Source organism: Gordonia sp. L191 (assembly GCF_030077625.1).
Taxonomy (GTDB): domain Bacteria; phylum Actinomycetota; class Actinomycetes; order Mycobacteriales; family Mycobacteriaceae; genus Gordonia; species Gordonia polyisoprenivorans_A.
Genome location: NZ_CP125996.1, coordinates 2,144,935 through 2,167,114, shown reverse-complemented (window position 1 = coordinate 2,167,114; position 22,180 = coordinate 2,144,935). Strand labels below are relative to the sequence as shown.

Annotated in this window: 25 protein-coding genes, 1 tRNA gene and 1 pseudogene; 14 read left to right on the top strand and 13 right to left on the bottom strand. The window is 66.4% G+C overall.

The window, feature by feature from the left end:
* Positions 1-39: 39 nt before the first annotated feature.
* Entirely contained in the window at positions 40-1,911 is a 1,872-nt protein-coding gene (locus tag QNM97_RS09765) for an acyl-CoA thioester hydrolase/BAAT C-terminal domain-containing protein (RefSeq protein ID WP_283822551.1), read from the top strand.
* Positions 1,912-1,931: 20 nt separating this feature from the next.
* Here the strand turns inward: QNM97_RS09765 and QNM97_RS09760 are convergent, their stop codons facing one another.
* Entirely contained in the window at positions 1,932-2,951 is a 1,020-nt protein-coding gene (locus tag QNM97_RS09760) for an LLM class flavin-dependent oxidoreductase (protein ID WP_283822550.1), read from the bottom strand.
* Positions 2,952-3,025: 74 nt separating this feature from the next.
* On the opposite strand from QNM97_RS09760, the gene QNM97_RS09755 reads away from it, so the two are divergent.
* Complete coding sequence (locus tag QNM97_RS09755) at positions 3,026-4,132, top strand: threonine aldolase family protein (protein WP_283822549.1); 1,107 nt, start codon at positions 3,026-3,028, stop codon at positions 4,130-4,132.
* A 68-nt stretch (positions 4,133-4,200) separates the two neighbouring features.
* On the opposite strand, the gene QNM97_RS09750 is transcribed toward QNM97_RS09755, so the two are convergent.
* Positions 4,201-5,076: a hypothetical protein gene (locus QNM97_RS09750; protein WP_283822548.1), complete on the bottom strand. Its 876-nt coding sequence runs from the start codon at positions 5,074-5,076 to the stop codon at positions 4,201-4,203.
* Positions 5,077-5,153: 77 nt separating this feature from the next.
* On the opposite strand from QNM97_RS09750, the gene QNM97_RS09745 reads away from it, so the two are divergent.
* From QNM97_RS09745 to QNM97_RS09735, 3 genes are all read left to right on the top strand, one after another.
* The gene (locus tag QNM97_RS09745; RefSeq protein WP_283822547.1) at positions 5,154-6,248 is read left to right on the top strand and encodes an alpha/beta hydrolase; all 1,095 of its coding nucleotides are present in this window, start codon (positions 5,154-5,156) and stop codon (positions 6,246-6,248) included.
* Between the two features lie 138 nt (positions 6,249-6,386).
* Complete coding sequence (locus tag QNM97_RS09740) at positions 6,387-7,160, top strand: acetoin reductase (protein ID WP_283822546.1); 774 nt, start codon at positions 6,387-6,389, stop codon at positions 7,158-7,160.
* 151 nt (positions 7,161-7,311) lie between these two features.
* The gene (locus tag QNM97_RS09735) at positions 7,312-8,685 is read left to right on the top strand and encodes an NADP-dependent succinic semialdehyde dehydrogenase (RefSeq protein WP_283823154.1); all 1,374 of its coding nucleotides are present in this window, start codon (positions 7,312-7,314) and stop codon (positions 8,683-8,685) included.
* Between the two features lie 43 nt (positions 8,686-8,728).
* Here the strand turns inward: QNM97_RS09735 and QNM97_RS09730 are convergent, their stop codons facing one another.
* The 3 genes from QNM97_RS09730 to QNM97_RS09720 all read right to left on the bottom strand — a co-directional run bounded on the left by QNM97_RS09730 (position 8,729) and on the right by QNM97_RS09720 (position 10,944).
* Complete coding sequence (locus tag QNM97_RS09730; protein WP_283822545.1) at positions 8,729-9,886, bottom strand: GTP-binding protein; 1,158 nt, start codon at positions 9,884-9,886, stop codon at positions 8,729-8,731.
* Positions 9,887-9,930: 44 nt separating this feature from the next.
* Positions 9,931-10,353 (bottom strand): nitroreductase family deazaflavin-dependent oxidoreductase, encoded by a 423-nt coding sequence (locus tag QNM97_RS09725; RefSeq protein ID WP_283822544.1) that lies wholly within the window; start codon positions 10,351-10,353, stop codon positions 9,931-9,933.
* A 114-nt stretch (positions 10,354-10,467) separates the two neighbouring features.
* Entirely contained in the window at positions 10,468-10,944 is a 477-nt protein-coding gene (locus QNM97_RS09720) for an OsmC family protein (protein ID WP_283822543.1), read from the bottom strand.
* Positions 10,945-11,148: 204 nt separating this feature from the next.
* Between QNM97_RS09720 and QNM97_RS09715 the strand changes: the two genes are divergently transcribed.
* A complete protein-coding gene (locus QNM97_RS09715; RefSeq protein ID WP_283822542.1) occupies positions 11,149-12,024 on the top strand; it encodes an SDR family oxidoreductase in 876 nt (291 codons plus the stop codon).
* On the opposite strand, the gene QNM97_RS09710 is transcribed toward QNM97_RS09715, so the two are convergent.
* Positions 11,975-12,943, bottom strand: coding sequence for an exodeoxyribonuclease III (locus QNM97_RS09710; RefSeq protein WP_283822541.1), 969 nt, complete (start codon positions 12,941-12,943; stop codon positions 11,975-11,977). The genes QNM97_RS09715 and QNM97_RS09710 overlap by 50 nt on opposite strands.
* Positions 12,944-13,113: 170 nt before the next feature.
* On the opposite strand from QNM97_RS09710, the gene QNM97_RS09705 reads away from it, so the two are divergent.
* On the top strand, positions 13,114-13,911 hold the full coding sequence (locus QNM97_RS09705) for a DUF1684 domain-containing protein (protein ID WP_283822540.1): 798 nt from the start codon (positions 13,114-13,116) through the stop codon (positions 13,909-13,911).
* Here QNM97_RS09705 and QNM97_RS09700 read toward each other — a convergent pair.
* A complete protein-coding gene (locus QNM97_RS09700) occupies positions 13,817-14,272 on the bottom strand; it encodes a pyridoxamine 5'-phosphate oxidase family protein (protein WP_283823153.1) in 456 nt (151 codons plus the stop codon). The genes QNM97_RS09705 and QNM97_RS09700 overlap by 95 nt on opposite strands.
* Positions 14,273-14,408: 136 nt before the next feature.
* Positions 14,409-14,816 carry a VOC family protein gene (locus QNM97_RS09695; RefSeq protein WP_283822539.1) on the bottom strand — a complete coding sequence of 136 codons (408 nt, stop codon included), beginning with the start codon at positions 14,814-14,816 and terminating at the stop codon, positions 14,409-14,411.
* 75 nt (positions 14,817-14,891) lie between these two features.
* On the opposite strand from QNM97_RS09695, the gene QNM97_RS09690 reads away from it, so the two are divergent.
* The 7 genes and pseudogenes from QNM97_RS09690 (at position 14,892) to QNM97_RS09665 (ending at position 18,346) form a co-directional block, all read left to right on the top strand.
* Positions 14,892-15,470, top strand: coding sequence for a TetR family C-terminal domain-containing protein (locus QNM97_RS09690; protein ID WP_283822538.1), 579 nt, complete (start codon positions 14,892-14,894; stop codon positions 15,468-15,470).
* Between the two features lie 193 nt (positions 15,471-15,663).
* Positions 15,664-16,098 (top strand): MarR family winged helix-turn-helix transcriptional regulator, encoded by a 435-nt coding sequence (locus QNM97_RS09685; RefSeq protein ID WP_283822537.1) that lies wholly within the window; start codon positions 15,664-15,666, stop codon positions 16,096-16,098.
* Between the two features lie 51 nt (positions 16,099-16,149).
* The gene (locus QNM97_RS09680) at positions 16,150-16,407 is read left to right on the top strand and encodes a hypothetical protein (protein WP_283822536.1); all 258 of its coding nucleotides are present in this window, start codon (positions 16,150-16,152) and stop codon (positions 16,405-16,407) included.
* 63 nt (positions 16,408-16,470) lie between these two features.
* A pseudogene (locus QNM97_RS26630) lies at positions 16,471-16,542 on the top strand (hypothetical protein); the annotation flags it as partial.
* Between the two features lie 64 nt (positions 16,543-16,606).
* Complete coding sequence (locus tag QNM97_RS09675; protein ID WP_349632361.1) at positions 16,607-17,665, top strand: MFS transporter; 1,059 nt, start codon at positions 16,607-16,609, stop codon at positions 17,663-17,665.
* Between the two features lie 18 nt (positions 17,666-17,683).
* Positions 17,684-17,899 carry a MerR family DNA-binding transcriptional regulator gene (locus tag QNM97_RS09670; RefSeq protein ID WP_283822535.1) on the top strand — a complete coding sequence of 72 codons (216 nt, stop codon included), beginning with the start codon at positions 17,684-17,686 and terminating at the stop codon, positions 17,897-17,899.
* Positions 17,900-18,007: 108 nt separating this feature from the next.
* Entirely contained in the window at positions 18,008-18,346 is a 339-nt protein-coding gene (locus QNM97_RS09665; protein ID WP_283822534.1) for a hypothetical protein, read from the top strand.
* Between the two features lie 138 nt (positions 18,347-18,484).
* Here the strand turns inward: QNM97_RS09665 and QNM97_RS09660 are convergent.
* The 5 genes from QNM97_RS09660 to QNM97_RS09640 all read right to left on the bottom strand — a co-directional run bounded on the left by QNM97_RS09660 (position 18,485) and on the right by QNM97_RS09640 (position 22,178).
* Positions 18,485-18,558: transfer RNA gene (locus tag QNM97_RS09660), tRNA-Pro, on the bottom strand.
* A 92-nt stretch (positions 18,559-18,650) separates the two neighbouring features.
* Positions 18,651-18,917: a GlsB/YeaQ/YmgE family stress response membrane protein gene (locus QNM97_RS09655; RefSeq protein ID WP_006368449.1), complete on the bottom strand. Its 267-nt coding sequence runs from the start codon at positions 18,915-18,917 to the stop codon at positions 18,651-18,653.
* A 47-nt stretch (positions 18,918-18,964) separates the two neighbouring features.
* The gene (gene der / locus QNM97_RS09650) at positions 18,965-20,413 is read right to left on the bottom strand and encodes a ribosome biogenesis GTPase Der (protein ID WP_283823150.1); all 1,449 of its coding nucleotides are present in this window, start codon (positions 20,411-20,413) and stop codon (positions 18,965-18,967) included.
* Positions 20,414-20,418: 5 nt separating this feature from the next.
* Positions 20,419-21,102 (bottom strand): (d)CMP kinase, encoded by a 684-nt coding sequence (gene cmk / locus QNM97_RS09645; RefSeq protein WP_283822533.1) that lies wholly within the window; start codon positions 21,100-21,102, stop codon positions 20,419-20,421.
* Positions 21,099-22,178: a pseudouridine synthase gene (locus tag QNM97_RS09640; RefSeq protein ID WP_283822532.1), complete on the bottom strand. Its 1,080-nt coding sequence runs from the start codon at positions 22,176-22,178 to the stop codon at positions 21,099-21,101. Before QNM97_RS09640 ends, cmk begins: the two co-directional genes overlap by 4 nt.
* Positions 22,179-22,180 lie beyond the last annotated feature (2 nt).

Below are 22,180 nucleotides of genomic sequence, written 5' to 3'. Positions count from 1 at the left end.
TCCCACCGTGCGGGTTTCTTCGGAAGAATGTGGGTTTTCATGGGCTTCCTGATCGGATTCTCCCCCTGGATCGTGTACTGGATTCTGGTGGGCAACATACCGTTTCGCGGTGCCGTGCTCATCGCCCTGGGATTGTCGGTCATCGCCGTGGCCGTGCAGCGCATCCGCAAACAGCCCTGGCATTCCCTCGAGGTCGGCGCGGTCGTGGTGTTCGTGATCCTGGCGGTGTTGTCATTCACCGTCAGCGACAGATTCCTCGAACAGTGGCTGCAGCCCCTGGGTAATGCGGGCATCTTCCTCGTCGCGTTGACGGGCGCGATGATCGGTCGCCCGTTCGTCCGCGAATACGCCGCCGCCTCGGTCGACGCCGCGACCGCCCGCAGCGACGGTTTCCGGGTGATCACCACCGCGATGACGTGGATGTGGACCACAGTCTTCGCGTTGATGACCCTCATCTCGTGCATACCCCCGATTATCCAGGGCCAGGCCACGATTCGCGACGGCGGTTCGGTGGCCTCGGTGCTGTGCTACTGGGTCATCCCGTTCACGTTGATGGGGTTGGCCGGCACCGCGTCGGGCGTGTTCCCGTCCTGGTTCGACAAGAAGACCGCCGCGATGTCCGAGCGTGAGGGGGCCGTCGATCCCGGCGCTCCGGTACCCCAGCCGCCTCCTGCACCACCGGTCACCGATCCCCATCTGCAATTGCAGGTGCCGCACGCCTCCCGCCACGACGAGCCATTCGCGATCACCGTGACATCCCGCGCGACCTCGCCGGTGGCGCTGACGGTCTCCGGCGCCGATCTCTACGGTCGAACCTGGACCTGGCGCGGGTCGGTCGGGAATGGGCAGACGATCGCCGACGAACCGATCTGGGCGATGCAGTTCGACGGCCCGGCCGACCGCGCCGACCTGTTCATCCCGCCGGAGCAGCCATGGCAAGTCCGGGTCGAGGCCTCCGTGGACGGTCGGAGCGCGGCCTTGACCTGCCTGCGTCGGGCCACCGACCCGGCCGTGGAGCTGACCGAGATCGACGTCGACGGGCGACGGGCACTGCTGGCCGCACCGGCGTCGGCGGCCGGACCCGCCGTCGTCTGTTTCGGCGGTTCCGAAGGCGGCGTGGATTCACAGCGAGCGGCCATCTGCGCTCTCGCGTCGCGCGGGGTCACCGCGCTGGCGTATGCGTGGCTCGACGACGGACCCGACGCCGCTCCCATCGCCGACATCCCGCTCGAACGATTCGCCGCAGCCGTGCGCTGGCTGTCGGAGCATGGCGGCGGGCCCGTTGCCACGATGGGTATCTCGCGCGGCGCCGAGGGGCTCGCGGCCACCCTGGCCCGCGAGGCCGACCTCGCCGTGTCGGCGGTGATCCTGCTCAGCCCGAGCAGCGTCACCTGGCAGGCGATCGGGCCCGACGGGGAGATCCCGGGCACCTCGTCGTGGACCCATCACGGACAACCGTGCGCCTACGCCCCGCTGCCGAGCGGCGCGCTGATGCCACAACTCGTCGGCAACGCGTGGCGGCTGTCGCGCGACGTCGCCGCGCACCGTCCGACCGTGCTCCGCCTGCATCCCGCCTACGAGGAAGGCCTCGCGCGTGAGGTCACCGACGACGCGGTGATCGCCGCCGAGGCCATCGGGTGCCCCGTCCTCGCGGTCAGCGGCTCCGACGACGAGCTCTGGCCCGCGGAGTCGATGGCCGATGCCCTGCTCGGGCGCCGGAACAACCCGGCGGACAGACACATTCGGTACGAGGGAGCCGGGCATTTCCTGCGGCCCGGGCTCTATCCGTCGACCGTGTCGAGGACCGGCGGAATCGCCCTCGGCGGCCGCCCCGCCGACCAGGCGGCGGCGTGCCTGTCGTTGACCGAGGAACTGGTGGGCTTCCTCGTCGGCGCACGGCACACGGTATGAGTCGCACCGCCTGACTCACCTCACGCCGGTGTCCACCCCAGCGCCGGCCCGAGGCGTTGTGCCATGTCGGTGATGATCTGCCGGTAGTCCTCGTCGTCGAAGCTGAACGGCAACGCGAACGCCACCTCGTCGGCACGCTGAAAACCCTTGTGCTGGTATAGGATCTCCGCGAGTTCTTCCGACGGGCCGACGAAGTCCGGGGAGAAGAGCATGCCGCGCGGGCCCTGCGGGGTGAGAGTGCGAGGCAGTCGGGCCTCGGCGTAGGCCCGATACCGGGCGATCTGCTCGGAACTCGCCGTGTCGGTGGGAATGACCACGAGCCCCTGTGACACGCGCGCCGACGCCGGATCACGATGGTGGGCCAGGTAGGCATCGATGTGTTCGGCCTGAATGGTCGCGAAGTCGCGCGACTCGGTGCCCTCGATGGTGACCACCGACGAGGTCAAGTAGTTCAGGCCCTGCTCCCCCGCCCAGATCGCCGACTCGCGCCCGCCGCCGTACCACACCCGGTCGGCCAGACCCGGTGAGTGCGGCTGCACCCGCCGCGAGAACGATTCGATGCCGACGACACCCTCGAAGTCGCTGACGGGGTCGCCGCGCAGACAGGACATCAGGCGGACGACGCGGTCCTTGGAGAAGTTCTCGATGTCGTGGGTCTCCGGGTACAGCGCGGCCTTGACGTCGTCATAGCGCATCGGGGTGCCCACGGAGACACCGGGATTGACCCGTCCTCCGGACAACACGTCGACGGTCGCGAGGTCTTCGGCCAGTCGTAGCGGATTCTCCCAGCCGAGCGGGATCACCGCGGTGCCGAGCTGGATTCGACTGGTACGCATGGCGGCCGCGGCCATCACCGCGACCGGTGAGGAGATCCCGTACTGCAGGTGCCGGTTGCGCAACCACACGCTGTCGAAGCCGAGGTCCTCGGCACGCTCGATGACCTCGAGGGTCGTGCGGTGCCCGGCCGCCGGATCCGCCTCATCGAACGACCCGATCGTGAGAAAACCCAGCGACCGCAGGGGTCGATCCGTCGTCGGCATGGCACTCAGTGTGCCGCACCCCGTCGTGGTGAGCACGGCCCCGAGCCCCTTCTACCCTGTGAGAGCCTGAACTCGTGACGCTTCCCTCGATACACGACTCCTCGTGGCACGCCTTCGCCAGCGACAACTACGCCGGTGCCCACCCGGACGTGATGGCCGCGGTCGTCGCCGCCAACGGCGGACACCTGGGGTCCTACGGGACCGATGTCTACACCGAACGACTTCGAAACGTGGTCGTCGCGCAGTTCGGTGAGCGCGCCGAGATCTTCCCGGTCTTCAACGGGACCGGGGCCAACATCGTCGCCCTGACCGCGGCGACCCCGCGCTGGGGCGCCGTCGTGGCCACCTCCGACGCGCACGTCAACGGCTCCGAAGGCATTGCACCCGAGCAGGTTTCGGGTCTCAAGATCCTGCATGTACCCACCCCGGACGGCAAGCTGCGGCCCACACAGATCACCGACGCGGCCCGCTCACTCGGCGATGCACAACGCGCCCAGCCATCGGCGGTGAGTCTGACGCAGTGCACCGAGGTCGGCACCGTGTACACCGCGGAGGAGATCACCGAGATCTGCGCGGTGGCGCACGAGCACGGGATGGCGGTGCACGTCGACGGGGCCCGACTGTGGAATGCCGCAGCGGCACTGGACCTCCCGCTACGCGCCTTCATCACCGACGCCGGCGTCGACGTGGTCAGCCTGGGCGGCACCAAGAACGGCGCGCTCGGCGCCGAGGCGGTCGTCGTCATCGACCCGGACCGGTCCGTGGGCACCGCCTACGTGCGAAAGATGACGACCCAGCTGCCGAGCAAGGTGCGGTTCATCTCGGCGCAGCTCCTCGCCCTGTTCGACGCCGATCTCGGCCTCCGCAACGCCGCACACGCCAATGCGATGGCCGCGCGACTGCGGTCGGCACTGGAACGCCTCGCCGCGGCCGGCTCGCTCCCCGGTCTCGGGTTCGCCCAGGACAGTCCCACCAATGCGGTGTTCGCGCGGCTCCCCGTCCACATCGCCGACCGGATTCGCGAGCAGGTGCACTTCTACGACTGGGATCGTCCCGCGGCAGTGGTGCGCTGGATGACGTCGTGGGATACGACCGCCGCCGACGTCGACCGATTCGTCACCGTCATCACCGACGCATTCGAAAGCAGTGCTGACACCGGCACCGAAGCGGATCACTCCTGACGATCGGGCTGTCGGGGTTCACGGGCGGTCCGGGTTCACGGGCGGTCCGGGTTTACGGGCGGGCGGGTTCAGGATGGTCGCTGCTCGAGGCGGTAGTGCAGACGCAACGCCCGCATCGGTCCGAGATCCAATGCGTGGTCGGTGCGCAGTTCGCCCTCGTCGTCGACGAACACATGGATTCGCTCACGCAACGGGGCGCGCGCGGCGTAGGTCCGTCGACCGGCGACGACGGTGACATACGCCCCGTCCTCGCCGAAGGTCCGCGATCGTGAGGTCAACACCAGTGAGCCATCCGGTTCGGCGCGCGGCCGCAGGTACACGCCGACGTTGCCCGCCTCGAGGGGAAAGGCCACCGCCACATGCGGTTGCGCCGATCCGGGCAGCACCGCGCTGCGATAGAAGCCGCTGTAGACCGCCGATCCGTCCAGACGCAGCGTCCGGAGCCAGGCCGCCCCGGCGCGATGCCCGTCGACGTCGTCGATCACCCGCACACGACTGGTCATGCCGCGGCTCACCGACAACGGCGAGGTGGGTAGCGCCAACTGCCGAACGCGCCGGCCGAAGAGGCCGGCGATCGCCGTGGCACCAGGCGCGAGCAGTGGGTTCCATTGCGCCCACACCTCCATCCGCCACCGAGCAGTGTGTTCATAGAAGTCCCGAACCAGCGGATGCAGTTGTGCCGCAGTGAAATCGGGACCGTCGAGCACACTCATGTCGCCGAAGAGTCCGTCATCGGCGGATACCGGGCGGACCCGCCCCGAGTGGTCGAGATCGTCGAACCACGCATCGCCGACGGTGTGCCGACGATTCATCGGGCTGCGCAGGAAGGCATGCTCGGACGAGTCGAGGTCGACCGGCCGTCCGACGAGCCGCCACCACGTCCGTGAGGGCAGGTCCAATGCGTGGAGCAACCGGTCCGCCGTCGGCGTCGTGCGCGTGGTCATGGACGCAGATCGTAGGTGACCGTCATCGATCGTGACGAAGCGACACACACGCCCACCGCGCCCGGAATAATCGGGTCATGGTCGATCCCGAATCGCGCACCATTCCCGACGGACTCGTCGATGTCACCCTCCAGGCGAGCGCGCCCGAGGCAACGAGTGCCGCCGCCCTGAGCCACTTTGCCCCGGACGATCCGGCGATGCCCATGTATCGGGTGATCGCCAACAACCGAGCGCCGGTCGCCCTGCGTGACTTGATGATCGCGCCGGTGCGCAGCGGCTACATCGGCGACGGCCATCAGCCCGATCCGGCGCTCGTCCCGCCCTCGGGCGCGCAGGCCGTACCGGATGTCGACGTGAGCGAGATCTATGTGCCGGTCGACGGCGGCGTCGCCCGCTGTCGGCTGTATCGACCGACGAGCACCGATCCCGAGGAACTCCTGCCGGTACTCGTGTACTTCCACGGCGGTGGCTTCACCGTCGGCAGCTCCGACGATTGCGACTTCCTCACCCGCAAACTCGCCGCCACCAACCGTGCGCTGGTCGTCTCGGCCAATTACCGTCTCGCGCCGGAGTTCCCGTTCCCGGCACCGCTCGACGACGCCTACGGCGTGTATCGCTGGGTGACGGGCAACGCCGCACGTATCGGTGGCGACGCACGTTTCCTCGGAGTCGCCGGCGACTCGTCGGGCTCGAACTTCGCCGCCGCGATACCGCTGCGGTGCGCCGATGACGGGGTTCGCACCCCCGACGCGGTGGTGCTCTTGGGTGCCATGGTGGACTTCCGGTTCGAACGCTGGGCATCGTTTCGTGAGCAGGCTCCGCGCGGCATCGTCTACGACACCGCATTCACCGGGTTCATCCGTGGCGCCTACCTGCCGACCACCCCGTGGGATCACCCGTACGCCAGTCCGATCGAGGGCGATCTGCGCGCGTATCCCCCGACGGTGATCGCGACCGGCACCCACGACCCGATCATCGATTCGGCGCGCGCCTTCGCCGATCGCCTCGCCGCCGCGGGCACCTCGGTGACCACGTACTTCCCCGCCGGGATGCCGCACGGGTTCTACTTCTTTCCCGGCGTGCACCGCGAGGAGGACATCGCATATCGCATCGTGGCCAATGCGCTGGCACAGCCGATCACCGCGGCCACCGCTCGCCAGACCGAGGGCTGATTGGCGATTCGGCGGGCGAGGCGATCCGGTGCGGGGTTGCATCGCCGTGCAACCCTATGATCCACGTCACTGCCGGTCGTATCGTCATGCGCGCACCGGGCCGATCAGCGCCCGGAATGTCGAAAACGAGGAGAAACGATGAGCGTCGCGCATGTCACCGGGGCCGCACGGGGAATCGGCAAAGCGATAGCGCTACGGCTGGCCCGCGACGGGCACGACGTGGCCGTCTCGGATCTACCGTCCATGGCCGGCGAGCTGAAGGACACCCGCGCCGAGATCGAGGCGACCGGAGTCGCCTCGGTCGACCTCACCGGCGACGTGTCGGTGCGCGACGACGTCGCGTCCCTGGTCAGCGGGACCGCCGAGGCGTTGGGTTCACTCGATGTGATGGTCGCCAATGCCGGTGTCGCGCAGACCAAGGCGCTGCTCGATGTCACCCCGGAGGAGTTCGACGCAATTCATGCCGTGAACTCACGCGGGGCGTTCCTGTGCTACACCGAGGCCGCTCGCCAGATGATCGCGCAGGGGTCCGGCGGCAAGATCATCGGAGCCGCATCCATCGCCGCGCACAAGGGATTTGCGCTGTTGGGTGTCTACTGCTCGACCAAATTCGCACTACGCGCCCTGACCCAGTCCGCGGCGCAGGAGTGGGCGCCGCACGGCATCACGGTCAACGCCTACTGCCCGGGCATCGTCGACACCGCCATGTGGGAGGAGATCGACCACGACCTCGGCGAGATCAACCACGTCGGCAAGGGCGAGTCGATGAAAGCCATGGCCGCCGGGATCACGCTCGGACGCGTGTCGACCGGGGATGACGTTGCCAAACTCGTGTCCTTCCTCGCGGGTCCGGACTCCGACTACATGACCGGCCAGGCGGTGCTCGTCGACGGCGGGATGATCTTCGTCTGAGCGTGGTGGCCCCTGCCAGACACCGTGGCTGATCTCGACGGGGTTTGCGATCGGCTCGACGGTGGTAATCGTGGAGGAACAGTCGTGGGAGGTGGATCTCCTCCATCTCCCACGATATCCACCGCCCTCGATGCAGAAGGGACTGACGATCATGGCCATCGCCACCGTCGACCCGACCACCGGCAGCACGATCCGCGAGTTCGAGCCCATGACCGACGATGAGGTCGACGCCGCGCTCGACCGCGCGGTTCACGCATTCTCCGGTTACCGCAGAACGACTTTCGAGAAGCGCGCAGGGTGGCTACATGCGACGGCCGATCTGCTCGAGGCCGAGGCGGACGACACCGCGGCGATGATGACCCAGGAGATGGGCAAGACCCGCTCGGCAGCGAAGGCCGAGGTTCTCAAGTGCGCGAAAGCCTTTCGGTACTACGCCGACCACGGTGCCGCGATGTTGGCCGACGAGATCGCCGACGCCGATGCCGTCGGGGCGAGCCGCGCGTACATGCGTTACCAGCCACTCGGTGTGATTCTCGCGGTGATGCCGTGGAACTTCCCACTGTGGCAGGCAGTCCGCTTCATCGCCCCCGCACTGATGGCGGGCAACGTCGGAGTGCTCAAACACGCGTCGAACGTCCCACAGTCTGCGCTCTACATCTCCGACGTGCTGCGGCGTGCCGGTCTGCCCGAGGGCTGCTTCCAGACCCTGCTGATCCCGTCGTCGATGGTCGAGCCGATCCTGCGCGACGCGCGCGTGGCTGCGGCCACTCTCACCGGCAGCGAGCCGGCGGGACGCGCGGTGGCCGCGGTGGCCGGCGACGAGGTCAAACACACGGTGCTCGAACTCGGCGGCAGCGACCCCTACATCGTCATGCCGAGCGCCGACATCTCCGCGGCCGCCGCGACCGCGGTCACCGCGCGGGTGCAGAACAGCGGCCAGTCCTGCATCGCCGCAAAGCGTTTCATCGTCCACACCGATGTCTACGACGAGTTCGCCGAGGCCTTCGTCGCCGGTTTCGACGAACTCGTCGTCGGCGATCCCACCGACGACGCCACCGATGTCGGACCGCTCGCCACCGAGCAGGGGCGCAAGGATCTCGAGAAGCTCGTCGACGACGCCGTGGCGGCCGGTGCCACCGTGTTGATCGGCGGGCACCGGCCGGACCGACCGGGCTGGTTCTACGAGCCGACCGTCATCACCGATGTCACCGACACGATGGATCTCTATGCCGCCGAAGCATTCGGGCCGGTCGCCGCACTCTATCGGGTCGCCGACATCGACGACGCGATCTCGATCGCCAACGACACGACCTTCGGCCTCGGCGGCAATGCCTGGACCGCCGATCCCGCCGAGCAGCAACGCTTCATCGACGAGATCGACTCGGGCCAGGTGTTCATCAACGGGATGACCACCTCGTATCCGGAGCTCGGTTTCGGCGGCACCAAGCGTTCCGGGTACGGGCGCGAGCTCACCACCCACGGCATTCGCGAGTTCTGCAACATCAAGACGGTATGGATCGGCTGACGCTGCGTCCATGACACATTGCGTTCCATGACCCCGTCGGCCGTCAGTGGTGGTGTTGCGCGGGAATGTTCCAACGCGGCAGCGGATCCGGGTAACCGACCCACGCCTCGGGTCCGGCGAGCATCTCGTCGTCGGTCAGTAGTGCCGATTCCAGGAGACGCACGGGTTCGCGCTTGTCCAGATGAATCCCGATGAAGACCAACTCCTGGCCCGGCCCTGCGAGCGGGTCGTGCTCGGGTGGCGTCCAGTACTGTGCGGGCTCGATCATGAGGTTCGGCCCCGCCTGCGACCAGACCGCAACGATGTCGGGCCGGCTCGCGATCCAGCAGAATCCCTTGCTGCGCAGTACGCCCCGGAGACCGTCCAGAGCTTCGGCGAGGCGTGTCGGATGAAACGGCCGTTCGGCGCGGAACGCCACCGACCCGATTCCGTACTCCTCGGTCTCGGGCACGTGGCCGCCGAGGAGTTCGTCGTCCCAGCCGGCCACCGCCGCGGCGGCCTCGTGGTCGAACAGACCGGTGCCGATCACCCGGTCCAGTGGCACCTCGCCGTGGGTGGTGATGATGACCTGGGCGCGCGGATTGAGTCGGCGCACCGTCGCCTCGACACGGCCTCGTTGATCCGGACCGACCAGGTCGGTCTTGTTGAGGATCACCACGTCGGCGAATTCGACCTGGTCGACGAGGAGATCGGCGATCGTGCGTTCGTCCCCGTCGCCCGCCTGCAGGTCGCGGTCATCGAGGCGCTCGCCCCGGGCCAGTTCTGTGAGGAAGGTCGAGCAGTCGACGACGGTCACCATCGTGTCGAGGACGGCCAGGTCGGCCAGTGACGAGCCGTCTTCGAAGACCCAGTCGAAGGTTGCGGCGACGGGCATGGGCTCGGAGATTCCGGTCGATTCGATGACGAGGTGATCGAATCGACCCGCCCGGGCGAGGTCACCGACCGCATCGATGAGGTCCTCGCGCAGCGTGCAGCAGATACAACCATTGGTGAGTTCGACCATGCGCTCTTCGGTGCGATCGAAGCCGCCGAGGTCGATGAGCGAGGCGTCGATGTTGATCTCGCTCATATCGTTGACGATGACGGCGATGCGCCTGCCCTCGCGGTTGGCGAGCAAGGTGTTGAGCAGGGTGGTCTTACCGGACCCGAGAAAACCGGACAGGACCGTGACGGGAAGCTGTGCTGCAGCGGAGGAGGACACCCGCTAATGATAATTGTTTTCATTAGTGGGTGTCCACGCGGGTGTCACTCCAGGACGAACACCGGGATCAGCCGGTCGGTGTTGACCTGATATTCGGCGTACGGCGGATAGGCGGCCACGGCCAGATTCCACCAGTGCTCACGCTCGTCTCCGCCGACCTCGCGGGCGGTGAGTTCGGCGACCTTCTGGCCGTCCTGCACGGTGACCTTCGGGTGTGCCTTGACGTTGTGGTACCAGGCCGGATGCTCGGGAGCCCCGCCTTTGGAGGCCACCATCGCGTATCGGCCGTTCTCCTCGACGCGCATCAGTGGGACATAGCGCTTCTTTCCGGATTTCGCCCCGGTCGTGGTGAACAGCACGACCGGCCGGTCGGCCACCTGGACCCCGTCGGTGGTCCCCTGCTCCAGGATCTTCGCGGTCTGCTCGCGCACCCACTCGGTCGGACTCAGTTCTGGTTCATCGCTCATGCCCGAGCCAACGCCCCGGGCCCGTCGGGTATTTCCGCGCCCGCGGCGCATCCACCGGCGAACGGTCGGTGACGGATCGGTCATTGTCCATCGACAGTGTCACTCGGTCAGGGGTCAATCGATCAGGGGAGCATTCGTCCACTCGTTGCGGAATTCGAGTCCGCTCCGGATGAACAGTTGGCTGACCGGGCAACGTCGCTCCACCTCCGACACGAACTCGGCGAACGTGTTTGCGTCGGCGTCGGTCTGCACCGTGGCCTGCACGGCGACCGAGGTGAAGTTGGCGTTGCCGTCCGCCCCGGCGACCAGCACTGCGGTGTCCAGGTCGCCTTGCACCCGAAAGTCGAACGCGCCGAGCGAGATTCCCAGGTCCTTGGCAACCAGGGATGCGGTCACCTGGTTGCACGAGGTCAGGGCGCCGAGTGCGTAGAACAGCGGGCTCGGCGCGGCGTCACGCCCACCGAACGCCGGATAGGCATCGGTGTCGAATTCGTGTGACACCGGCCCTTCGCTGACGAGGTGCTGTGCCACACCGGTTCCCGCTGCGGTGAGGACGAACGGGACAACGGTGGTACGGATGGTGGCGGTCATGGGTCCCTCCCGGGGGTCGGTCGCGGTCGCCACCCACCTTTGTTGCCGAGACGGCAACCGACGAGCGTTGTGGCCGCGGTGATCGCAACCCCGCCCGAGGAATGCCTGCGTCGCGGTGTCGTTGATGCCAAGGGTGTGTGCACTCCCGACGCGGGAGCCAAGCCCATCCAACGCATTCCCATCAACGATGTGAGGAGAACCCCGATGAGTCCCGTGGACAGCGGTGCCGAGACGAGCGACCAGGCCACGAACGCCGATGGCGGCAAGGTCTGGTTCATCACCGGGACCTCACGCGGCTTCGGCCGAGAATGGGCGATCGCGGCACTCGATCGCGGCGATCGCGTTGCCGCCACCGCGCGCAACCTCGACAGTCTTGCCGACCTCGTCGACGCCTACGGTGCCGCGATCCTGCCCATTGAACTCGACGTCACCGATCGCACCGCGGATATCGCTGCCGTTGCTCGTGCTCACGAGCATTTCGGCCGCCTCGACGTGGTGGTCAACAACGCCGGCTACGGCCAGTTCGGCTTCATCGAGGAACTCTCCGAGTCGCAGGCGCGCGACCAGATCGAGACCAATGTGTTCGGCGCCCTGTGGATCACGCAGGCGGCGCTGCCATTCCTGCGTGCCCAGCGCTCCGGTCACATCATTCAGGTGTCCTCGATCGGCGGTATCAGCGCATTCGCCAACATCGGCATCTACAACGCGTCCAAGTGGGCACTCGAGGGCTTCTCCCAGGCGTTGGCCGCCGAGGTCGAGGCGTTCGGCATCCACGTGACGTTGGTCGAGCCGGGCGGATTCGACACCGATTGGGCCGGGGCGTCGGCCCAGCACGCCACGACGCTCACCGCCTATGACGAGGTCCGCGAGACCGCGGCTCGGGCGCGCCGGTCGCGCACCTCCGCACCCGGCGACCCACACGCCTCGGCCGCAGCGATCCTGCAGATCGTCGACGCCGACGAACCGCCGCTGCGAGTGTTCTTCGGCACCGCCCCGCTCGAGATCGCCAAGGCCGACTACGCGAGCCGGCTCACCGAGTGGGAGAAATGGCAGCACGTGGCGCAACTCGCCCAGGGCTGACCCCGACCTCGGGATCGGTGCATAGCTGCGTGCGGTAAGTCACCACGAGTGCGGCGTGATCGGAGAGCCGTTGCGCGGCCGACGGTTCCTTGTCGACCGTCACCTCGGTTGCGCACGCGGCGAGTCGGGGTGTCGCGAGCTGGTGATCGACTCGCCAGCCCACATCCTTGGTGAACGACTCTCCCGCCCAACTCCACCAGGTCAGCGGGCCCGGCCGATCGCCGTGCACCCGCCGCACGACGTCGACGAGGCGACGGGTCCCGAGAATCGACTCGAACCATTCACGGTCCTCGGGAAGAAATCCGTCCATCGAGCGGGCAGCACGCCAGTTCGTCACGTCGTGTTGGGTGTGAGCGATGTTGAGATCCCCGACGAGCAGGAAGTCACGGCCCGCGCGTTGCGCAGCACGACGATTGCGGTGCAACTCCCGCCCGAATGCCGCGAGAAATCGTTGTTTGCGTTCGTACTTCTGGCCGCCATCGGGTTTCTCGCGCATCGAGCCGGGCCGCTGCCGGTGTGCGGGAAGTCCACCTTTCGGCAGGTAGAGGCACGCCACGGTCACCGGCTGTTCGGCGAGGTCGACCTCGATGTACCGACCATGTGTGGCGAATTCACCGAGACCGCGCGCTTTCGGCGGGTGGGTCAGCCAGGTGCGCACCGCGATGCCCGGCCGCCTGGTCAATACGGCCACCCCGTTGCGGCCGGCGATCGATCCGACGTCGGCCGCAACCGAGTAGCCGGGAAAACCGCCGATCTCCGATGCCGGACACCGCAATTCCTGAAGCGCCACGACATCCGGTGAGCGGGCCGCAAGCCACTCGTCGAATCCGCGGCGTCGCGCGGCGCGGATACCGTTGACGTTGAAGGCGGCAACCGTGAACACGGCGTCGGCCCCGTGAACACCGGGTGGATCAGACACGGTAGGCAACACTACGCGGGCCGTATCCCGTGGCCGAGGCCAGGAGTTGCGCGAAGCATGAACGAAATGCCATCGGGGAGGACCGGAATCGGCGTTACCACAAGTACGCGCAACACTGCGTTGACCACCCTGACCCCCGAATCCCCCACCACCTTCAGGAGCCGTGCGCGATGACCGAAACCCTGACAACCGACGCCGATTTCGCCGACCGGTGGCAGGCGTGGCATACCGCTCGCGAGCGCGATCTCGCGAACCCGCTCGGTTGGCTGTCCATCAACCGTCTCGAGTGGCTCGAGACCGAGCCGACCCGATTCGACGGGCTTCCCGGCACCTGGTGGTACGACGGCGCAACCGGCCACCTTCGACCCGACGGCGGCGAGACATTCGCGGCCCGCGACTTCGACCTCGATGCGACAGGAGCCGGCGAGATCGTCGAACTCGACGGTGTGCACATCGAAGTCGCGCGCCGCGGCGACGGCTATCTGATCCGGGTGCATGACGAGAACGCGCCCACCGTCCGCGATTTCCGTGGGGTGCCTGCCTATGACCCCGACCCGGCCTGGGCGCTGTCGGCCACCTTCGAGCCCTACTCGACACCCAGCCCGGTGACCGTGGGTGCCGTGGCCGAAGGGCTTGCGCACGTCTACGTTTCGCCCGGCGAGCTCGTCCTGACCCGCTACGGCGTCGACCACCGCCTCATCGCATTCAACGGCAAGGGCGGTGGCCTGTCCGTGCTGTTCACCGACGGTACCTCCGGGGTGACCACGTACGCGGCCAACCGCAGCGTGGCCATCGAGGCCGACGACGAGGTGGTGCGACGTGGAGGCGAGGTCATCATCGACTTCAACCGGGCGACGAACCTGCCGTGCGCGTTCATCGACTTCGCGACCTGCCCCCTACCGCCGGCCGACAACACTCTGCCGTTCGACGTGACCGCCGGCGAGAAGATCCCCCACGAGCGAGCGTGACACCTGCGCAGACAGCTCTGCGACAAAGCCTTCTCAGCCGACTCCGTGGATCTTGTCGGCGTCGATGGTGAGGATCATGCGTTGTCTGGTCGCATCCGCCGAACCAGGGATAAGGCGCCCCGAGATACTTCTGCGACAACGCCTCGATGTGCTCGGCTCCCCCGTCGGTCGTCGACCCGATCACGCGGCCTCGGATCTCGAAGTACCGTGCGGGGTTGTCGGGATCGGAGACGTTGATCGAGACGCGCGGATCGCGCTGGATGTTCTTGTCCTTTTGGAACCCCTGCACCGTGTTGACGAGAACGTGCTCGCCGTCGGTGTCGACCCACGTCTGGGTGAGCTGCGGCGACCCGTCGGGCATGATCGTCGCGACATGGCACGGTGCGGGTCGGCGCAACAGGGCAACAAGGTCATCGGGCAGCGTCATCGAGTCTCGATTCGTCGCGGGGGCTGTCGTGTCAGCCACCCTGTCATCTCACCGATCCATCGTGTCACCGCTACGCCGACGCGTAGGCGTCGGCGTACTCGGCACTCGGCGGCAGCGGCTGGATGACGTCGAGAAGGACACCGTCGGGTGCGGCGAGGATGAAATGCCGTTGGCCGAAGTCCTCGTCTCTGAGGCCCATGACGATTTCGGTATCCGGATCGGCCGCCAGGCTGCGGTGGACCGCGTCGACGTCGTCGACCTCGAGGTTCACGATCACCCCTTTCGGGAGCGCTCGGTACCCCTCGGGAATCGTGGAGTGATCGTGGGCCAGTACGGCCACCTCGAAGGCGCCCAGCCGCAGGCTGACGTACCAGTCGGACTCGAAGGTCGTCTCGAACCCGAGGAGTTCGCGGTAGAACGTTGCCGCGGCGCTGACGTCGCGCGACATGAGGACGGGGTAGAAGCTCTTGGCTGACAACAGAACTCTCCTTTACGTACAGTGAGTATGTAACGAATTCAGATTACATACACACTGCACGTAAAGGAAGAGTCCATGCCACGCGCCTCCGCGGCCGACGCCGCTCAGACCGCCCAGCGCGTTCTCGACTCGGCAACCGAACTGTTCTCGTCACGCGGTTTCGCCGACGTCTCACTCGACGATGTCGCCGGCGCCGCAGGCGTCACGCGCGGGGCGGTCTACCACCACTACCGGAACAAGGCCGGGCTGTTCGGTGCTGTTGCCGCACGGCTGCAGGCGGGCGTCGCCGATGCGGTCGTGCAAGCGGCAGAGGCAGCCGGCGCGAACCCCGGCGACCAGCTCCGCGCCGGATCACACGCGTTCCTCGACGCGATCACGTCCGGCACCGCGGTACGAATCCTGCTCATCGACGCCCCATCGGTGGTCGGCTGGCAGGAGTGGCGTCGGCTCGACGCCGAGAATTCCGCAGCACACCTGCGCGATGCCCTGCTTGCCGCCGGCGTCGGCGAGGAACTGCTCGACGCGACCACCGCACAACTGTCGGGCGCCATGAACGAAACCGCCCTCTGGATCGCCCAGCACGCCAATGCCGATTCGGCTCGCACCCAAGCACATTCGGCGCTCGACAGACTGCTTGCCGCCTATCTCTCGTGACAGCGTCGCAGGTTCCCGACGGCTGGCGAGGCAGCACTCGGTGCGATCCCGTCGAGTTCGTACGCGCAGTCGAGTTCGTCCACGCAGTCGGCGGTACTGCCCTCGAGACGCGATCCGACGCCATCTCATAGTTGATGTATCAATTACCTAGGCGTACGATCATGCCTGTCGATCGAGTGAGGAGGTACGTCAGGTGTATCCAGATATCGACGATTCCCTCAATTCGTTGGTGTACAGGACGAACACGATACTCAGAGGACGGTGGCAGGCCTACCTGAAGGACTTCAATATCACCTCAGAGCAATGGGCAATACTCAATCGCTTGATCCGGAAAGACGGGTACAACCAGAAAGAACTTTCCGTCGACAGCTTCAAAGAACCGGCGGCAATCACCAGGACGCTCGATCTCCTGGAGAGAAAGGGGCTGGTCGAGCGACGGAGATCGGCGACCGACGGAAGGGAATACCTCGTCTTCATCACAGAGGACGGGAAGCAACTCCTGAGAGAGACGAGGCCGCGCGCGAAGCAGTACAACGATGTGCTCAAAGCGGCGCTGCGCGACGACGAGATGGCGACACTGAAGGCGCTGTTGCGCAAGCTCGGCAATGGACTGCAATCCGGCCGATGAAGGGCTAGATATTTTTTTGCCCAGATAATTGATATATCAATCATCTGGCGATTGGTTGACAGAGATGGGAAGCGCGACCGTGCAGACAACCAGAGAAATCAAGTTCTGGCCGATGATGATGACGATGTTCTTGGGCTCGTTCGTCGTCGCAGCAGCAAGATCAACATCGCATTGCCATATCTCATGACGAATCTGCACACCGATCTCGACACGGCGAAATGGTTGATCACCGGCTTCATGCTGACCATGGGCACGTCAGCGCCCCTGACGGCGTTCTTGGGCGAGAGGATCAGCTACAAGCGTCTCTAACTGATCGCCATAGCCGGTTTCTCTGCTGCATCAGCGTTGGTCTTCGTCTCGAACACCATCGACATGTTGATCGCGATCCGGTTCCTGCAAGGGTTCTTCGGCGGCGTCACGATTCCCGCCACCATGGCGATCGTCTACCAGGCCCTCCCAAAGAGAAGACTGATCACCGCAGTCAGCATCTGGAGCATCGCCCCCCACGCTGGCACCAGCGGTCGGGCCGACGGTCAGCGGCTTCCTGATTCAGTACTTCAACTGGAAGGCCATCTTCTTCATCAACATCCCCCTGGGCTTGCTCGCCCTCATCCTGGGAGTCATCTTCTTGCCGGGCTACCGCCTCTCCGCGGGCAGCGCCCTCGACATACCCGGCATCGTGTTGCGCGTGCTCTCGAGCACTGTTCTGCTCTTCGCATTCAGCGAGGGTTCGGCCCTGGAATGGAGCTCTGCGATCATCGTCTGCACGCTGATCGCCGGTGCTGTGTTCCTGGCTCTGTTCATCTTCTGGGAACTGCGGGCGAAGAGCCCGGTTCTGAATCTACGAACATTCAGATATCCGACTTTCACTGCCGGCGTGGTCGTTGGCTGCATCATCAACATCGCCCTGTATTCCGGCACATTTCTCACGCCGATCTTCTTGCAGAACATCCAGGGACTGGCCCCACTGGACGCGGCGCTGGTCCTACTACCCGCCACCATCTGCATGGCTGTCCTGATGCCGATCGTCGGAAGCGTCTACGAACGCATCGGAGGTCTGCCGCTGCTGCTCGTCGGGGTCTTCCTGATCGCATTGGGAACCTGGCGCATGACCCTGCTTTCGGTGACCACATCGCATGATTACGTGAGAATCTGGATGGCACTGCGGTACATCGGACTGGCACTCGCGACGATGCCCGCCTCCAACGCCGGAATGATCACTCTGCCAAAGGAATTGTCGGGCTACGGCTCGTCCATCCTGAACTGGACGAAGCAGATGTTCGCCTGTCTGTTCGCCTGTCTGTCCATCGGCGTGTTCTCCTCGCTGCTCACCTCCAGGGCATCGAATCACATCTCCGCGCTCTCGCATGGGGCCACGTCACCTGCCGGGCTCGCCGCAGCCCATGCGAACGGATACGTCATGGGGATCAACGATGTCTACCTGGTCTCATGCCTCGTCATCTTGATCGCGCTGCCTTTCAGCTTCCTCCTCAGAAGGAGAAGGAAACTCCACGATTCGCCGGTACCCCCGCAGGCCGCGGCCGAGGTTGCACCTGACCCAACGTGAGGTCTCAGGGTCGTGGCCATGAGCCGACGAACCGACGATGACGCGTTGATCGGCGTCGGTGAGCTCGCCCGGGAAACCGGCCAGACCGTGCGCACGCTGCACCACTACGAAGCCATCGGGCTGTTGCAACCGTCGGCACGCACCGACTCGGGTCACCGTCTCTACGGCCCAACCGAGATCAAACAACTCCAACGGACCGGCGAGGCGGTCCGCTCCGCACTTGTCGGGCCTTGAAGCCGACGACGACCCGACCGCGGACCTGCTGGGCGCGATCAACGCCCTGCACGCCGCCGGATCCCTATCCTGACCTACCGGGTCCTACGAGCCGCCCACGACCAACTGGTGCAGGTCTTCGGCCTGGTACCGGGCGAGGTCACCACCGGCACCGCCGCCCACGGCCCCGTGGACCGGCCCTACTGCTACCGCGAGTACGGGATCCTCATCGACCGGCCCGGCCTCGTCACGGCCGAGCAGTTCCACTCCGCCGTCGAGTCCGCCGTCGAGTCCGGTGCACTAGGTCACGACTCGATGACCCACGATGTGGTGCACGTCCGCCAACTGACTCCCGACGTCGCACTCCTCGTCGCCCCTGGCCGCAACACCGGACGCTTCCGAAAAGGTCGAACAACGCAAGTGACGTCCGACGCGGCGCACTCGTTCGCCGGAGCCCCTCACACTTGATCCTAACGACCGTCTGCGCCGGCGAGGAGCCTGTCCTCTGTTCCGCGGTTACGGCGGCCTCGACGGTGCCTACGACAATCACCTTCGGACATGACGAAGCCCCCGGCGAGAAACCCATCCTCGCTGGGGGCTTATACGTCGGGCTGACAGGATTTGAACCTGCGACCACTTGACCCCCAGTCAAGTGCGCTACCAAACTGCGCCACAGCCCGTTGCCCTGATCCGAGAAGCTCTCGTCATCAAGGCGTAGATGAGACTAGCCGACGATCTACCCAGGGAGCCAATCGGCTGGTCAGGGCACTGATCAGGAAGCAGCAGAGCGCTTCTTGTACCAGACCCAACCGCCGGTCACGATCAGTGCGCCGATCAACGACCCGATGATTCCGCTGGGACGGAAGTTGATCCCGTCACCCGAGATCAAGCTGATCAGGAGTCCACCGACGAACGATCCGACCAGACCCGCGACGATCGCGAGACCCCAGTCGATGTTCCACATGTTCTTGCCGCCGATGAGCAGTTGGGCGAGAGCGCCGATGACCATTCCGAACACGATGATTGCCAAGATGAGCACGAAAGGAGTATGTCACAGGGCAATCCGGCGATCTCGGACCTGACTGGTCAGCGTTTGCGGCGATCCCTCTTGTCGCGCACCCGCACGTTGATCCGCACCGGCGAACCATCGAAATTGAACTGCTCGCGCAGTCTGCGCTCCAGGAAGCGGCGATAGCCGGCCTCGAGGAATCCGGTGGTGAACAACACGAATGTGGGTGGCCGTACCGCGGCCTGGGTGGCAAACATGACCCGCGGTTGGCGTCCGCCGCGCAGCGGCGGCGGGGTGGCCGCGATGACCTCCTTGAGCCAATTGTTCAGCGGCCCTGTCGAAATCCGCTTGTCCCACGAGTCGAGCGCGCCTTCGAGCGCAGGCACCAGCTTCTGCACGGCTCTGCCCGTCATCGCCGAGATGTTGACCCGCCGCGCCCACGGCACCCGCGCGAGTTCCCGGTCGATCTCCTTGTCGAGGGTGTACCGACGGTCCTCGTCGACCAGATCCCACTTGTTGAACGCGATCACCAGCGCTCGTCCGGAGTCGATGATCATCGACAGCACACGCAGGTCCTGCTCGGTGATGGGCTCGGAGGCGTCGATCAACAGAATCGCCACCTCGGCGGCGTCGAGCGCCGACCGCGTCCGCAACGATGCGTAGTACTCGTGACCGCTGGCCGTGCGAACCTTGCGCCGCAGACCCGCGGTGTCGACGAATTGCCACGTCTTGCCGTCGAGCTCGATCAGCTCGTCCACCGGATCAACGGTGGTACCGGCAACATTGTCGACCACCGAGCGTTCCGACCCGGCGAGCTTGTTCAGCAGCGAACTCTTGCCGACGTTCGGTTTCCCGACGAGCGCGACCCGGCGCGGCCCGCCGAGCCGGATACCGGCGTCCTCCCGCGGCGTATGCGGCAGCCGCTCGAGGATGACGTCGAGGACATCGCCGGCGCCTCGACCGTGCGCCGCCGACACCGGGTGCGGCTCACCGAGACCCAGCGACCACAGTGAGGCCGCCTCGGCCTCCTGCCGCTCGCTGTCGATCTTGTTGGCCACCAGGATGACCGGGGTCTTCGATCGGCGCAGCGTGCGAGCGACGGCCTCGTCGGTCGTGGTGGCCCCGACGGTCCCGTCGACGACGAGCACGATCACGTCGGCCGTGCGCATCGCGAGTTCGGCCTGCGCCGCCACCGCTTGCTGTAGGCCCTTCGCATCCGGTTCCCAACCGCCGGTGTCGACGACGGTGAACCGGCGGCCCGACCACGTCGCCGAATACGAGACGCGGTCACGGGTCACGCCGGGGATGTCCTCGACGACGGCCTCACGGCGGCCGAGGATACGGTTCACGAGAGTTGACTTGCCGACGTTCGGGCGACCGACGATGGCCACCTCGGGGACCCGTTCGGCCTCCCCGAACTCCTCGACGTCGTCGAAGTCGCTGAGATCCCACTCGGTTTCGTCGCTCCAGGTGCCGTCGCCGGGCAGGGCGAGTGCGTCGGCCGTGCCGCCGGTGGCGTCGGACATGTCGGTCACGAGGCAACTCCGATCCGTGCGCGGACCAGTTCGACCAACCGGTCGAGAACCTGGTCCAGGGTCATGTCGCTGGTGTCCACCAGCACCGCATCGTCGGCCTGCCGCAGCGGGGACACCGCACGGGTCGAGTCGAGATGGTCGCGTCGGTTCACCGCGGCAAGGACCTCGGCGTGGTCGCTGGGCCGTCCCGCGGCGAGGTTCTGGCGGTGCCGGCGTTCGGCCCGCGCCTCGGGTGATGCGGTGAGAAAGATCTTGATCGCGGCGTCGGGGAACACCACGGTGCCAATGTCTCGACCCTCGACCACCAGGAGCTCCGATTCGGCCTGGCGGCGTTGCAGCGCAACGAGTTTGGTTCTCACGGCCGGGACCGCCGACACCGCGGAGACGGCGGCGGTGACCGCATCGGAGCGGATCGGACCGCTGACGTCCTCACCGTCGAGGAACACCCGCGATGAGCCGTCTCCGTTGGGACGCAAGGCGATATCGGCGGCGTCGACGGTTGCGGCAACCGCATCCGCGTCGGCGGGATCCACCCCGGCCCGCTGCACCGCGAGGGTGGCCGCGCGATACATCGCGCCGGTGTCGAGATAGTGCGCGCCGACCTTGTGCGCCAACAACTTCGACACGCTCGACTTGCCGGTTCCGGCGGGGCCGTCGATCGCGATCACGCCGCCGTTCACAGGCCGACCGCCTTGTACAGCGCACCGATCTCATCGCGCCCGAGTACCCGCAGGCTTCCCGGACGCTGTTCGCCGAGGGCCACGGTGCCGATGTGGGTCCGCACCAGCGCCTGCACCGGGAAACCGACTTCCTCCATCAGCCGACGGACGATCCGATTTCTGCCCTCGTGCAACACGATTCGGACCTGGGACTCGCCCTGGTGCACACCGAGGATGGTGAAGCCGTCGACGGCGACCGGCCCGTCGTCGAGTTCGACCCCGTCACGCAGCGTGCGCACCAGCGACCGGGGCACCTCACCGCGCACCCAGGCCAGATAGGTCTTGGGCACCTCGTAGGACGGATGCATGAGGCGGTTGGCCAGTTCACCGTCGTTGGTGAGCAACAACAGACCTTCGGTGTCGGCGTCGAGCCGGCCGACGTGGAAGAGTCGCTGGCCCGACATGACCCGCTCGGCGACGATGTCACCGACGCAGGGGCGACCCTGGTCGTCGGACATGGTGGACTGCCAGCCCTTGGGCTTGTTCAGCGCGAGGTACTGGCGTGTCTCGTCCATGATGACCCGGGCGCCGTCGACCCGGATGATCGCGGTGTCGGGATTGATCCGCAGACCCTGCTCGGTGACGATCTCGCCGTCGACCTCGACACGCCCGGCGGCGATGAGCTCCTCGGCGCCGCGCCGCGAGGCCACACCGGCCTGCGCGAGCACCTTTTGCAGGCGCACCCCGTCGGCGACATAGGTGGCGCCCTGTTCCTCGACGTCGGGTGTGGGGCCCTGGTGGCGTGCGGGCCGGGCGTTGTTGAGCCGGATCCGACCGGCCTTCACATCGGGTTGCGAACTCCCCTTGCGGTGCCGCTTCTTGGCGTGTGCCGGCTGCTGGGCACCCGCGCCGCCGGCGCCCTTGCCCGCAGGCTTGCCGCCGCGCCGACCGCTCGCGGCGTTGTCTGCCCGCGAACCGTCGCCGGTGGTGTTGCCGCGCGGTGTGGCGTTTCTGTCCGCCCTGCCGTTCTTGTCGGTCTTGCTGTTCTTGTCTGTCCTGCGTCGTCCCGGTGTGCCGTCCCGGCCAGCGGTTGCCATAT

Bases quoted from the DNA above. Each gene is read 5' to 3' on its own strand.
- QNM97_RS09670 (WP_283822535.1), top strand. From the start codon at position 17,684: ATGAGCCGACGAACCGACGATGACGCGTTGATCGGCGTCGGTGAGCTC.
- QNM97_RS09745 (WP_283822547.1), top strand. From the start codon at position 5,154: ATGGTCGATCCCGAATCGCGCACCATTCCCGACGGACTCGTCGATGTC.
- QNM97_RS09720 (WP_283822543.1), bottom strand. From the start codon at position 10,944: ATGACCGCCACCATCCGTACCACCGTTGTCCCGTTCGTCCTCACCGCA.
- QNM97_RS09740 (WP_283822546.1), top strand. From the start codon at position 6,387: ATGAGCGTCGCGCATGTCACCGGGGCCGCACGGGGAATCGGCAAAGCG.
- der (WP_283823150.1), bottom strand. From the start codon at position 20,413: ATGTCCGACGCCACCGGCGGCACGGCCGACGCACTCGCCCTGCCCGGC.
- QNM97_RS09765 (WP_283822551.1), top strand. From the start codon at position 40: ATGGGCTTCCTGATCGGATTCTCCCCCTGGATCGTGTACTGGATTCTG.
- QNM97_RS09750 (WP_283822548.1), bottom strand. From the start codon at position 5,076: ATGACCACGCGCACGACGCCGACGGCGGACCGGTTGCTCCACGCATTG.
- QNM97_RS09735 (WP_283823154.1), top strand. From the start codon at position 7,312: ATGGCCATCGCCACCGTCGACCCGACCACCGGCAGCACGATCCGCGAG.
- QNM97_RS09725 (WP_283822544.1), bottom strand. From the start codon at position 10,353: ATGAGCGATGAACCAGAACTGAGTCCGACCGAGTGGGTGCGCGAGCAG.
- QNM97_RS09715 (WP_283822542.1), top strand. From the start codon at position 11,149: ATGAGTCCCGTGGACAGCGGTGCCGAGACGAGCGACCAGGCCACGAAC.
- QNM97_RS09690 (WP_283822538.1), top strand. From the start codon at position 14,892: ATGCCACGCGCCTCCGCGGCCGACGCCGCTCAGACCGCCCAGCGCGTT.
- QNM97_RS09640 (WP_283822532.1), bottom strand. From the start codon at position 22,178: ATGGCAACCGCTGGCCGGGACGGCACACCGGGACGACGCAGGACAGAC.
- QNM97_RS09705 (WP_283822540.1), top strand. From the start codon at position 13,114: ATGACCGAAACCCTGACAACCGACGCCGATTTCGCCGACCGGTGGCAG.
- QNM97_RS09700 (WP_283823153.1), bottom strand. From the start codon at position 14,272: ATGCCCGACGGGTCGCCGCAGCTCACCCAGACGTGGGTCGACACCGAC.
- QNM97_RS09760 (WP_283822550.1), bottom strand. From the start codon at position 2,951: ATGCCGACGACGGATCGACCCCTGCGGTCGCTGGGTTTTCTCACGATC.